The sequence below is a fragment of the Ruania suaedae genome (assembly GCF_021049265.1).
Classification (GTDB): domain Bacteria; phylum Actinomycetota; class Actinomycetes; order Actinomycetales; family Beutenbergiaceae; genus Ruania; species Ruania suaedae.
In genome coordinates this window covers 3,430,079-3,442,202 of record NZ_CP088018.1, presented here as the reverse complement: position 1 = coordinate 3,442,202, position 12,124 = coordinate 3,430,079, and the positions used below count along the sequence as shown (strand labels likewise).

Below are 12,124 nucleotides of genomic sequence, written 5' to 3'. Positions count from 1 at the left end.
GAGCACCTACCGTGTGGCCATGGGAGCGCGCACCGGCGGAGCGGCGGTGGTGGCGACCGCCGTGCTGGTGGTTGCCGAGCTGGGTGCGGCACTGGCGCGTAGTGGCGCGGCGGGCATGGCGATGCCGCTGCCGGGCTCTGCCGACGCCCGTGACTACTTCCTGGACCACCCGGTGGCGAGTCTGGTCGCCGGGGGGATGACCCTGATCGCAGCCGGCGCGTTGGCCGTCCTCGCGGCCGCCTACCGGGAGGTGACACGCGGCGCGGGGTGGGCCGGACCGCTCGCCGCGGTGGCCGTCGTCGTGCCGGGGGCAGCGGGCGTGGCGCACCTGGCGTTGAGCGTGCTCGCCCCCGTGCTGTCCACGACGGGGGCCGGCGCCCTGCATCTGGCCGCCGCCCTGGGCGGCGGGGTGCTCCACGTGGTCACGCTCGGCCCGATGGTCGTCATGCTCGCGCGTTCCTACGTGTGGAGCCCCGCGCTGCGGGTGGCGGGCGCGATCCTGGGTTGGTCCGCCGTCGGGGCGCTCGTGCTCGTCCTCGCGGACCTGGCTCCGTTCGCCGTGGTGGTCCTGCTCGGGCTGCTGATCTGGCTCGGCGCGGCGGCCCATCAGTGGGCCTACCGCGCTCAGCGCTGACCAGCCCGAGCAGCCCGAGCAGCCCTGAGTGAGGTCTCAGCCCTCCTCGCCGATGGCCTTCGCGAAGCACCGCGAGTCGAGGTCGTCCTCGTACGGCGGGTAGTTGTCGATGATCCGGTACCCCTCGGAGGTGTACAGCCCGATCGCCTCCGGCTGCTGGATGCCCGTCTCGAGGACGAGCTGACCGAGCTCGCGATCCTTCGCGGCAGCCTCCAGGGCTCGCAGGATCTCCTTGCCGATGCCCCGGCGGCGGTGGTCGGGGTGGACATACATGCGGTTCAGCTCACCGGTGCCCGCCTCGAAGCTGGGGGCCGGATCGCGCAGGACGCCGCACGCGATGGCTTCCTTGGTGTCCTCGTCGCGTGCGAGCACCGCCACGGTGACGGTCTCGGCGTCGAGGTGGTTGTCGTGGTCGCCGTCGTCGTAGCGGGCGTCGATCTCCTGCTCCTGGTCGGCCACGAGCCGTTGCAGGTCGGGGTCGGTCCAGTCCACGCGTTCCATTGCGACCATGGCACCTCCAGGAGAACGAAGCAGGGGTTGACTCGTACTTGACGCGTTCAGGGGCTGCACTTCACACGGTATCCCACCCGTGGGACGCGCTGAGAGCCCCCGCAGGAGCAGTCTGTCATGCGTGCGCCGGGGCTCGTGCGCCTCGGGCGCGGCCCTCACATCCGTCCCTGCGGCCCGGTGTGATGCAGGGCTCACCGGCCGGGGATCGCACCACCAGCGCTGCGCCAGTACAGTCGGAGACGTGACTTCACACTATGACGTCGTTGTTCTCGGAGCAGGCCCCGGTGGGTACATCGCCGCGATCCGCGCGGCTCAAGAGGGTCTCAACGTGGCCGTGGTGGAGCGGAAGTACTGGGGCGGTGTCTGCCTGAACGTGGGCTGCATCCCGTCCAAGGCTCTGCTGCGCAACGCCGAGCTCGCGCACACGCTGACCCATGAGAAGGACAAGTTCGGCATCACCGGCGATGCCTCCATGTCCTACGGCCCCACGCACGCCCGCAGCCGGCAGGTCTCGGCGGGCATCGTCAAGGGCGTGCACTTCCTGATGAAGAAGAACAAGATCACCGAGGTCGACGGGTGGGGCACGATCACCTCGAGCACGTCGATGTCGGTAGCCGCGGAGGACGGCTCCACCAGCGAGCTGACGTTCGACCACCTGATCATCGCCACCGGCGCCGTCACGAAGATGCTGCCCGGCGTGGAGGTGAGCAAGAACGTCGTCACCTACGAGGAGCAGATCCTCGACGAGAACCTCCCCGACAAGATCATCATCGCCGGCTCCGGCGCCATCGGCGTGGAGTTCGCCTACGTGATGGCCAACTTCGGCGTGGACGTGACCATCGTGGAGTTCCTCGACCGGCTCGTGCCGCTGGAGGACCCCGAGATCTCCAAGGAACTCGGCAAGCACTACAAGAAGCTTGGCGTGAAGGTCATGACCTCCACCAAGGTGGAGTCGGTGGAGGACACCGGCTCCGGGGTGAAGGTGACCGTGAGTCCCAAGGACGGCGAGTCCCAGGTGCTCGAGGCCGACAAGTTGCTCTCCGCGATCGGGTTCGCCCCGCGGATGGAGGGCTATGGCCTGGAGGACCTCGGTATCGAGACCACCGAGCGCGGCGCGATCGCCGTCGACTCCCGCGGTCGCACCAACGTGGAGAACGTCTTCGCCATCGGTGACGTGACCGGCAAGCTCATGCTTGCCCACACCGCCGAGGCGATGGGCGTGGTGGCCGCCGAGACCATCGCCGGCGCCGAGACGCAGGAGATCGAGTTCGACTTCATCCCGCGCGCGACCTACTGCCAGCCGCAGATCGCCTCCTTCGGCTACACCGAGGACCAGGCGAAGGAGAAGGGCTACGACGTCAAGGTCGCGAAGTTCCCCTTCACCGCCAACGGCAAGGCGATGGGCCTGGGCGAGGCGGTGGGCTTCGTCAAGGTGATCGCGGACGCGAAGTACAACGAGATCATCGGCGCGCACATGATCGGCCCGGACGTCACCGAGCTGCTGCCGGTGCTCAACCTGGCCCAGCGCTGGGATCTCACCGCCGACGAGGTCTCCCGCAACGTCTTCGCCCACCCGACGCTGGGCGAGGCGATCAAGGAGGCCGTGCACGGTATCTCCGGGCACATGCTCAACCTCTGATCCCACGGCGCCCGCGGGCGCCTGCAGGCCACCCGAACGGGCGACGGCGGAACTCACCTTCCGCCGTCGCCCGTTCGTTCGTGTGCGGTCCGCTCCGATGTGAGCGTGAACATCAGATCCACGATCAGGTTGCGATTCGGCAACGGGTGGCCACCACCGCGCATTCGGCCTGCCCGACGGCGGTCGGAGCGCTAGCCTGCGAGTCAGATGGGTCACGACGGCCCTCGGGACTGGACGAAGGAGTCTGCAGATGACGCAGAGCGTGCGCCGCAGGGTTGCGGCGACGAGCCTGGCTGCGACCGGAGCGCTGCTCCTCGCCGGCTGCCTGCAGCAGCCGGGTGGCGGCAGCGGCGACGCAGTCGGGCCCGACAACAACCTGACCGACAGCGACGGGGTGGTGACGGTCCTCGGAGCCTTCGGTGGGGCCGAGGCCGAGGCGTTCAACGAGTCCCTGGTGGAGTTCGAGGAGCGCACCGGGATCGACGTGCAGTACACCTCCGACCAGGACTTCACCAACACGATCCGGGCGCGGACCAGCTCCGGTCAGGCGCCGGATGTCGCGATCTTCCCTCAGCCCGGTGGGCTGATGGAGCAGGCCGGCGCCGGCAACGTGCAGCCGGTGGACCTCTACCTCGACATGGCCTCCCTCGAGGAGACGCTCGTCCCGGGCTTCCTGGATGCGGCCACCGACGACGACGGCCGCGTGTACGGCGCCCCGATGCGGATGGCCGTGAAGTCGCTGGTCTGGTACCCGCTCGAGCCGTACGAGTCCGGCGGGTACGACACCGAGCCGGAGACGCTGGAGGACCTGGCGCAGGTCGCGGAGGAGATTCGCGCGGACGGTATCGCCCCCTGGTGCATGGGCTGGGAGTCGGACCAGGCCACCGGCTGGGTAGGCACCGACTGGATCGAGGAGTACATGCTCCGCCTGCACGGCCCGGACGTGTACGACCAGTGGACCTCCCACGAGATCCCCTTCAACGACCCGCGCGTGATCGAGGCCTTCGAGGCCTACGGCGAGTTGCTCTTCGAGGACGGCAACGTCCTCGGTGGACCCTCGAACGTGCTCGCGGTGCCCTTCAGCGCTGCCATCCTGCCTGCATTCGAGGACCCGGCGGAGTGCCTGATGGAGCGGCAGGGCAACTTCATCACCGGGTTCATGCCGGAGGAGGTGCAGGAGAACCTCGATTCCGAGGTCGGGCTGTTCGTCTTCCCGCGCTCGGGTTCCGGGGACTACACCGACCAGCCGATCCTCGGCGGCGGTGACCTGGCGGCGTTGATGAACGGCAACGACCCGGACTCGATCGCGCTGATGCAGTTCCTCACCTCCGACTCCTTCGGCGGCCCGTGGGCGCAGTCCGGTGGGTGGCTGTCCCCGCACTCGACCTTCGACATCAGCCAGTATCCGGACGACCTCACCCGGCGCACCGCCGAGATCGTCGCCGACGCCGATGTCTTCCGCTTCGACGGTTCGGACCTGATGCCCAATGCCGTCGGCGGCGGGACGTTCTGGACCGGGATGCTCGACTGGGTCAACGGGGCTTCGGCCGAAGAGGTCACGACGGCTATCGAGGAGAGCTGGCCCACGAGCGAGGAGGACTCGTGACCGCCACCGCCACCGCCGCTGAACCGGAGCAGCAGTCCCGGCCTCGCAAGGTCGGTGGCGCCCGGCCGGTGCGGATCGTCGGTGGCCTGCTCGGGGCGGTGGTGATCGCCTGGTTCGCGGCGAACGTGTTCCTGGCGCTCGCGTACTACCCGGAATGGTTCTTCGACAACCGGTTGCTGATGGCCGTGATCGGCATGCTGGCCGGGGTCGGGGGAGCGGCGCTGCTGTTCTTCTTCGTGAACGTCTTCATCGAGGGCCTGCCGCAGCGATTCTCCGAGGGCGTGATCCCGTACGTCTTCGTGTTCCCCTCGTTCTTCCTGCTGGGGCTCGTGCTCGTCTACCCGACGCTGCAGACGATCAACTACAGCTTCGCCAACCAGGACAGCACCGCCTACGTCGGCTTCGACAACTACGTCGCGATCTTCGGCAGCGGAGAGTTCTGGCTCTCGCTGACCAACAACGCGCTGTGGCTCATCGTGGTGCCGGCGCTGACCGTGGTGGTCGGCCTGGTGGTGGCGCTGTTCGCGGACCGGCTCTCGGCGCAGGGCGAGAAGGTGGCCAAGAGCTTCATCTTCCTGCCGATGGCGATCTCGTTCGTGGCTGCCTCGACCATCTGGGCCATCCAGATCTATTCGCCGAACCCGGACATCGGCCTGCTGAACTCCATCGTGACCTCCCTGGGCGGGGAGGCACAGAACTGGATCCGGCTGGACACGCTGCGGCTGAACTCGTTCCTGATGATGGTGATCCTCATCTGGATGCAGGCCGGATTCGCGATGATCCTGCTCTCCGGTGGCATCAAGGGCGTGCCGGAGGAGACGTTGGAGGCGGCCCGGATGGACGGCGCCAGTGAGCCCCAGGTCTTCTTCCAGGTGATCATCCCCCAGATCAAGGGCACGATGATCACCGTCTTCATCACGGTGACGATTCTGGTCCTGAAGGTCTTCGACATCATCTACGTGCTCACCAACGGCCAGGCCAGCACCAACGTGATCGCGGTGCAGTTCTTCCAGGAGCTGTTCACGTTCCAGCGGGCCGGGCGGGCCTCGGCGATCGTGGTGGTGCTGCTGCTGCTCGTGACGCCGATCCTGATCTACCAGGTCCGGCACTACCGGAAGGAGGGGGCCCGATGACCGCCACGGCACCCGTACCGGCCACGCCCAAGCCGAAGCCGAAGCGGCAGCCCTCCTACATGAAGGACGGCCGGCGCCGCAGCTGGACCTCGATCATCGTGACGGTCGTGCTGGCGATCATCTGGTCGATCCCGACCGTCGGCCTGCTCATCAACTCCCTGCGCAGCCGCGACGACATCGTCACCAGCGGCTGGTGGACGGTCTTCCTCGACCCGTTCGGTCAGGGCTGGACGGGGGACAACTACGTCGGTGTCTTCACCGGCGCCGCCGACATGGGCGTGGGCTTCCTCAACACCGTGGTGGTGGCGGTGCCCGCCACGATCCTGCCGATCATGTTCGCCGCCTTCGCGGCCTACGCGTTCACCTTCCTGAACTTCCGGTTCAAGGAGACGCTGTTCGTGATCATCGTCGGCGTGATGGTGGTGCCGATCCAGGTGGCGTTCCAGCCGATGCTGAACCTGCTCGGGCCCAACGGCATCGGGATCTCCGGGGAGTTCGTGGCCACCTGGCTGCTGCACACCGGATTCGGGATGCCGCTGTGCGTCTACACGCTGCGCAACTACATGTCGACGCTGCCGTACTCGGTGGTGGAGTCGGCCAAGATCGACGGCGCCAGCCACTACCAGACGTTCTGGCTGCTGGTCGCCCCGATGGCGATGCCCGCGATCGCCGCGTTCGCCACCCTGCAGTTCCTGTGGGTGTGGAACGACCTGCTCATCGCCAAGCTGTTCCTGGCTCCCTCGAACGCCACGGTCATCGTGCAACTGCAGCAGCTGCTCGGGACGCAGGGTCAGGGCGAGGAGCTCCTCTCTGCCGGGGCGTTCTTCTCGATGGCCCTGCCGATCCTGGTGTTCTTCCTGCTGCAGCGCTTCTTCGTCCGTGGCCTGACCTCCGGGTCGGTCAAGGGCTGAGGCGCACCCAGCCGGAGCATCGGCGCCGGTCAGCGCAGCAGACTGCGGAGCTGGCCGGCGTCGATGGTCTCGGCGGGCGCGAAGGCCGGGCCGGCCATGTAGGCGAGCAGGCTGGCCCGCAGCTGCCGCGCGGCGAGCCGGTCGGCGCCCGGGTCGAGGTTGAGCGAGCTGACCACGATCCTCCCTTCGCCGAGCCGGGCCTCGATCAGGCAGCCCAGCCGGCGCGCCTCGAACCAGGTGTCGATCGGCTGCACGAGGGGGCGCATCGTCTGCGGCAGCCCGTCGAGCAGCATGGCGCGAGCCCCGTGCAACGGCTCCCACCACTGCCAGGAGGTGTGGCCCTCGCTGGGGAATCCTGCGAACACCGGGTGCTCCGGATCGTGGGTGATACCGAGCGTGTGCGGTGCCTGCCCCTTGGTCCAGGCCGTGTTCCAGAACACCGGCGTGAACCCGAGGGCGATGTCGTTGCCGATGCTCTCCGGGCTCAGTTCGAGCAGCACACTCTCGCCGGCCGTGGCGCGCTCGATCGCCTGCTGCACGTCAGAGGTGCACACCGCCCCGGAGGGCTGGGCCTGGATCTGTGGGTAGAGCCACAGGTCCCAGTCGTTCTCGTACACGGCGCCGGAGTCGTCCTCGATGGTGACCACCAACGTGACCCGCGCAGCCTCGGCCAGGTCAGCCGGCGGTACCACCACCGGCCCCAGCCGGGTGCCGTTGCCCACAGCGAGTTCCTGCTCGGCGACCACACCGTCCTTCAAGGCCGCGCCGTCGTCGGCTCGTAGGCTCCAGCGCACCTGCGCCTGCAGGGGAGCCGGCCCGAAGTGGGCCACCTGCACCTCGAAGGTGATCTGCTCGTCGGCCGCCCAGATCCGGCGGGGAAGCCGGGCCAGTGGCACGGTGGGTCCGCAGAAGCGGGCGAACTCCTCCGGAGTGCAGTAGCCCTTGGACTCCCAGAACGGGTTGACCACGCCCACCAGTGCGGTGCCCTGGCCGGGGAAGTCCGATAGGCCCAGCAGGTGGAAGCCACCGAACCCGTCCGTGCGTAGCGCCGCCTCGATGTCCTCCTTGTAGCAGAGGGTCTGGAGCTTGCCGGAGGCGCGAAGGAACTCCTCCGCCTGGTCGGCCATGCCGGCCTCACGCAGGAAGTCGGCGAAGATGCCGAAGTTCTTCGGCTGCATCAGCCCCGTGTAGCGCTCGACCTCGGAGAAGTCCGGGTAGACGCACCACTGCCCGATCTCGTGGCTGACGACCGGGCGATCGCGCACCCACTCGGCGTAGTCGGACTCGGTCTCCGGCGGGTGGCCGTTGAGGCGCGACTCGAGTCCCTCGTCCCATCGATGGGCGCGGGGGTGGGGGATGTTGTCGAAGTCGTTCTCACGGGCGGCGGGCCAACCGGCGCCGGTGGTGTAGAGGCGACGTGGGTCGTGGGCGCGCCAGCCGGCGACCCATGCAGTGAGGTGCTCCACATCGCGCCCCCCGGGTTCGTTGCCGTGCGCCATCATCACGAACGACGGGTGGTTGCCGTAGGCGCGTAGGATGCGCCGGGTCTCCTCGTCGAGGAAGGCGTCGACCGGCCTGCCCTCGCCGATCGCGGCACCCTGATTGGCCCAGATCGGACCCTCGACCTGGAGGTAGAGTCCAGCCTCGTCGGCGGCCACGAAGGCCGCCTCGGGCGGACACCAGGAGTGGAACCGCAGCAGGTTGAGCCCGTGAGCCTTCACGGTGGCGATGATCTCGCGCCAGGAATCGACGTCGGTGGGAGGGTAGCCGGTCAGCGGGAAGACGCAGGACTCGAGTGTGCCGCGGACGAAGGTCGGGCGCCCGTTGATCGTGACCTGCGTGCCATCGGTGCCGATCTCGCGCAGCCCGAAGGTGGTGGTGACGGTGTCGCGGTGCTCGGCGCCGTGAAGGTCGGTAATCAGGGTGACCGTGACCTCGTACAGCGTGGGGTCGAACTCGTCCCAGGCGCGCGCGTCCTCGCCAAGGGGGAGGCTCACGTCCACGTGGGCTCCGCTGGCGGTCAGGCCACGTTCGCCGAGGTCGCGGCCGTGCTCGGCCTGGAACAGGGCGGTGACCGGTTCGACGTCGTGCGTGCCGGTGGTGTGCGCCGGGACGTTGTAAGGGCGAGCGGTGACCTCGACGCGTCCGCTTCCCGTACTGCGGGTGCCACCGGAGATGTCGACCTTGACCACGGCGGAGCGGGTGGCCAGCTCGGGGAAGACCCGGACCTGGCTGATCCTCACCTCGGGCTGGGCAGTCAGGGTCAGGGCGCCGACGACGCCGTTCCAGTTGCCCTGGGTGTGGTCGGAGACACTGTGGGCGTTCGGGCCGACGTCGACCACGGCGCGGTTGTCCACGCGGATCGTGAGGCGATGCGTGCCCGGGGTGAGTGCCCCGAGATCGAAACGGTGCGCCGTTGTCAGGCTACGTTCGGATCCGATTCGGTGGGTGTCCACCCAGACCGTGGACTCCCAGTGCACGCGCTCCAGGCCGAGCTCGATGCGCCGGCCCTGCCAGGCCTCGGGGACGTGGATCTCGCGCTGGAACCAGGCGGCGCCCTGGTAGTAGACCTGTGGCTGCAGCCAGAACGGGACGGCGATGTTGCCCGGCTCGCGGTAGGGAGCGTAGGCGTCGTCGGTGAAGTAGGAGCGGTCGACGATGCCGCCGGTCCAGGGGGTGTCCAGCGTGACGGGATCGCCGAGGCCCTGGTGCTGGATCGAGCCAGGGAGCGTGAGGGTGGTGGACTCGCCCGGCAGATCGCGGCGGAACCACTGCTCGAGTTCGCCAACGCCCTCGTGGTCGAGGCGGCACTGCCACGCCCCGGACAGATCGATGACGGTGTCGTTCTGAATCGGGCGGGCGGTGGTGGGCTGATCGGGCATCGGGGAAGGTCCTTCGGCGCTGGAGGTCGGGTCATGCTCCTGGGCGCGCACGTCAGGCGCCGCAGGGTGGGTGCTTCGATGCTAGGAAGTCGGTGAGGGCGGCGGGAAGGGACGATCCGGCGCTTGGGCTGGACGATTCGCTGATCGGTGGGTCCGGGTGCGCCCGGCGGCCTATCGGACGAAAGTCGCGGTGTCGGCATAGGCACGCATCGCCTCCCGGACATACCGGGCGCCGTCGGGCCCGCCGTAGTTCGTGGCGAATCGCTGGTCGGCCACGTACATGTCAGCCAGGCCGAGGTAGTACTCCTTGCTGACGGTGCCTACGGACTGGGCCAGCCAGTCGTGATGGCGCCGGCAGAGCTCGGCGACGTCCGCGGAGCCGGCGTCCGTTCCGGCCTTGTACGCGGCGACGAGTCCGGCGGCGATCCGCTGTTGCTCGGCCTGGAACTCGGCCTTGCGGTCTGTGGTGAGCGAGCGCCACCAGGTGTCGCTGCGCTGCCAGGCATCGCGACCCCAGCGCTCGGTCACCTCCTGCTCGTACCGGGTGTGGTCGAAGCCGTCGAACATCTCGGTGGCCATGAGAGGTCCACCTCCTTCTCTCGTGGTGAGTGTGGTGCGGACCGAGGTGATCCTGCGCTCCAGCCGGCCGCGCTCGATCTCGAGCAGGTCCAGATGGGTGCGTAGGGCCTCGGCCTCGCTCTGGTCGCCGGCGAGGACGTCGGCGATGGCGGCCAGGGAGAGCCCGAGCTCGCGCAGCAGCAGGATGCGCTGCAGTCGCACGAGCCCGTCGGCGTCGTAGTACCGGTAGCCGTTGGTACCGATCCGGGCCGGCGGGAGCAGACCGATCTCGTCGTAGTGACGCAGCGTGCGGCTGGTGGTGCCGGCCGCGCGGGTGATCTCGTGCATCGACCACTCGGTCGTGTCGGTCATGGGTGCTCCTCCTTGGCTCGACCACGAGTCTGGGCGTTGACGTCGCGTCAATGTCAACAGGTTCTGGGTGCGCACCGAGGTTCGATGTCAGAGGTCGCTGATCTACTGAACATCAGACGACACGAGCGGCGGAGGTGAGCGCGATGGCCACGGAATGGGCCGGACGAGGTGGTGCACCCACCGGCGCGCTGCCGCTGGGCGCACGGTTCGCCGAGGCCCTCAGGGCCGACCGGTCGACGCCGTCGGGGTCCTTCGATGCGTGGGCCTCACACACCGCGACCGTCGTCGCCGAGGCGGAGCCGGATGTGGATCTGCTCGCGCTGCTCGAGCAGGAGTGCGACGGCCCCGCCACCCCGGATGAGGCCCTGCTGGTGGAGATGATCGCTGCCGGCGATCGGCTGGTCAATCACGTGGCGGCGCTGCAGGCGGAGTTCGTCGTCGAGCTGATGGAACGACGCCGGGGATCGGCGGGCGCGGCGCGGACGGTGGACGAGCTGGCCGCCCGCCTCGCCACGACGGGTTATGGCTCAGAGGCTCTGGTCGGACGGGCCGAGGGACTCGTCGAGGCGCCGGAGGTGTGGGACGCGCTCAGGCGGGGAGTCCTGACCCCGCGCAAGGCGGAGCTCATCACCGAGGCCACCTGCGATCTCGCGCTGCGTGAGGCACGGGCAGTGCAGCAGCACGGCGTGGCGTACGGCGAACATCACACCGCCCCGCAGTTCCGCCGAGAGCTCGAGGCCGCAGTGCTCGCCGTCGATCCTGCGGGGGCCGAGCGTGTGCGCGAGAAGGAGTGGAGCCGGCGGCGGGTGGTGCGAGAACCCGCGCCGCATCAGATGGAATGGGTCAGTGCGTTGCTCTCCGCGGAGTCTGCGGCGATGGCCTACAGCGTGGTCGACGGGCTCGCTGCCGACTGCGCCGCCGGTGACCCGCGCACCCTCGATCAGCGGCGGGCCGACGCCTTCGCCGAGTTGTTCCGGGAGATCCTGACCAGCGGGCACACACCCGGCGGTGACGCGCTGCCCACCAGACACGGGCGGCGGCCGGCCATCCGCATCACGGTGACGGAGTCGGTCCTGGCCGGAGACGATGAGAGCCCTGCCGTGCTGCACGGCTACGGGCCGATCAGCGCGGCGGCGGTGCGCAGGCTCGCCGCGGACGCGACCCTCGAGCACCGCGGCTTCACCGGGTCGGCACTGCGGGCCGTGGGCGAGCCGGTCCACGGCGAAACGGCCGATGGCGAGGCCGTCCACGACGAGGCCGCCCCCGACGAGGCGGCCCACGAGGAAGCCCGGCGAGTCCGCGCCCGGTGGGACCCGATGAACGCCGTACTGCCTCCCGCCCTGCCTCGTGGCGTCCCCGACGGCACCAACGCCCAGCACGTGGTGGCCTGGGTCCACCGCCGTGAGCGCGACGGCCCCGATCCGTGCACGATCGTGGCCACCGAGCTCGGTCTGCTCGCGTGCGACTCCTACGCTCCGTCCCAGCATCTGCGCGATGCCGTGCTCGAGCGCGACCAGACGTGCCGGTTCCCGGGATGCCTGGTGCCCGCGTGGCGCGGCCAGATCGACCACATCGTGCCGTTCGTCCCCGCGATCGAGGCCTGGGCGCAGACGGTCGAGACCAACCTGCAAGTGCTCTGCCGGCGCCATCACCAGGGCAAGACCGAGCGTGCCTTCCGGGTCGAGCGCGACCCCCGCAGCGGGATCACCACGTGGTGGACTCCGACCGGGCACGTCTACACCAGGGCGCCGGAGCGTAGCGACCTGACGGTGCTGAGCGCCCAGCTCCGGGAGGCAGCGGCGGCGGTGCTGACGGGTTTCGAGGACGACGAGGCATGGCCTGAGACGGGGTGACGCCGAGTCCAGGCCGCGTGCTGCTG

General features: G+C 69.1%; 9 protein-coding genes. 6 read left to right on the top strand and 3 right to left on the bottom strand.

Annotated elements, in window-relative coordinates; translation table 11 throughout:
• Positions 1 to 19 precede the first annotated feature (19 nt).
• Entirely contained in the window at positions 20 to 634 is a 615-nt protein-coding gene (locus LQF12_RS15865; RefSeq protein WP_231053867.1) for a hypothetical protein, read from the top strand.
• Between the two features lie 36 nt (positions 635 to 670).
• Here LQF12_RS15865 and LQF12_RS15860 read toward each other — a convergent pair whose 3' ends face one another.
• Entirely contained in the window at positions 671 to 1,144 is a 474-nt protein-coding gene (locus tag LQF12_RS15860) for a GNAT family N-acetyltransferase (RefSeq protein WP_231053866.1), read from the bottom strand.
• 241 nt (positions 1,145 to 1,385) lie between these two features.
• Between LQF12_RS15860 and lpdA the strand changes: the two genes are divergently transcribed.
• The 4 genes from lpdA to LQF12_RS15840 all read left to right on the top strand — a co-directional run bounded on the left by lpdA (position 1,386) and on the right by LQF12_RS15840 (position 6,433).
• Positions 1,386 to 2,783 (top strand): dihydrolipoyl dehydrogenase, encoded by a 1,398-nt coding sequence (gene lpdA, locus LQF12_RS15855; protein ID WP_231053865.1) that lies wholly within the window; start codon positions 1,386 to 1,388, stop codon positions 2,781 to 2,783.
• A 250-nt stretch (positions 2,784 to 3,033) separates the two neighbouring features.
• Positions 3,034 to 4,389 (top strand): ABC transporter substrate-binding protein, encoded by a 1,356-nt coding sequence (locus LQF12_RS15850; protein ID WP_231053864.1) that lies wholly within the window; start codon positions 3,034 to 3,036, stop codon positions 4,387 to 4,389.
• On the top strand, positions 4,386 to 5,522 hold the full coding sequence (locus LQF12_RS15845; protein WP_231053863.1) for a carbohydrate ABC transporter permease: 1,137 nt from the start codon (positions 4,386 to 4,388) through the stop codon (positions 5,520 to 5,522). The genes LQF12_RS15850 and LQF12_RS15845 overlap by 4 nt, the downstream gene beginning before the upstream one ends.
• Positions 5,519 to 6,433, top strand: coding sequence for a carbohydrate ABC transporter permease (locus tag LQF12_RS15840; RefSeq protein WP_354004685.1), 915 nt, complete (start codon positions 5,519 to 5,521; stop codon positions 6,431 to 6,433). Before LQF12_RS15845 ends, LQF12_RS15840 begins: the two co-directional genes overlap by 4 nt.
• 29 nt (positions 6,434 to 6,462) lie before the next feature.
• Here LQF12_RS15840 and LQF12_RS15835 read toward each other — a convergent pair whose 3' ends face one another.
• Together LQF12_RS15835 and LQF12_RS15830 are read right to left on the bottom strand one after the other, a co-directional pair.
• A complete protein-coding gene (locus tag LQF12_RS15835) occupies positions 6,463 to 9,315 on the bottom strand; it encodes a DUF8487 domain-containing protein (protein ID WP_231053862.1) in 2,853 nt (950 codons plus the stop codon).
• A gap of 171 nt (positions 9,316 to 9,486) precedes the next feature.
• A complete protein-coding gene (locus tag LQF12_RS15830) occupies positions 9,487 to 10,245 on the bottom strand; it encodes a MerR family transcriptional regulator (RefSeq protein WP_231053861.1) in 759 nt (252 codons plus the stop codon).
• Positions 10,246 to 10,388: 143 nt separating this feature from the next.
• Between LQF12_RS15830 and LQF12_RS15825 the strand changes: the two genes are divergently transcribed.
• Positions 10,389 to 12,098, top strand: a complete 1,710-nt coding sequence (locus LQF12_RS15825) for an HNH endonuclease signature motif containing protein (RefSeq protein WP_231053860.1) — start codon at positions 10,389 to 10,391, stop codon at positions 12,096 to 12,098.
• The last annotated feature ends 26 nt before the right edge of the window (positions 12,099 to 12,124 follow it).

Bases quoted from the DNA above. Each gene is read 5' to 3' on its own strand.
- LQF12_RS15835 (WP_231053862.1), bottom strand. From the start codon at position 9,315: ATGCCCGATCAGCCCACCACCGCCCGCCCGATTCAGAACGACACCGTC.
- LQF12_RS15865 (WP_231053867.1), top strand. From the start codon at position 20: ATGGGAGCGCGCACCGGCGGAGCGGCGGTGGTGGCGACCGCCGTGCTG.
- LQF12_RS15825 (WP_231053860.1), top strand. From the start codon at position 10,389: ATGGCCACGGAATGGGCCGGACGAGGTGGTGCACCCACCGGCGCGCTG.
- LQF12_RS15860 (WP_231053866.1), bottom strand. From the start codon at position 1,144: ATGGTCGCAATGGAACGCGTGGACTGGACCGACCCCGACCTGCAACGG.
- LQF12_RS15850 (WP_231053864.1), top strand. From the start codon at position 3,034: ATGACGCAGAGCGTGCGCCGCAGGGTTGCGGCGACGAGCCTGGCTGCG.
- LQF12_RS15840 (WP_354004685.1), top strand. From the start codon at position 5,519: ATGACCGCCACGGCACCCGTACCGGCCACGCCCAAGCCGAAGCCGAAG.
- LQF12_RS15830 (WP_231053861.1), bottom strand. From the start codon at position 10,245: ATGACCGACACGACCGAGTGGTCGATGCACGAGATCACCCGCGCGGCC.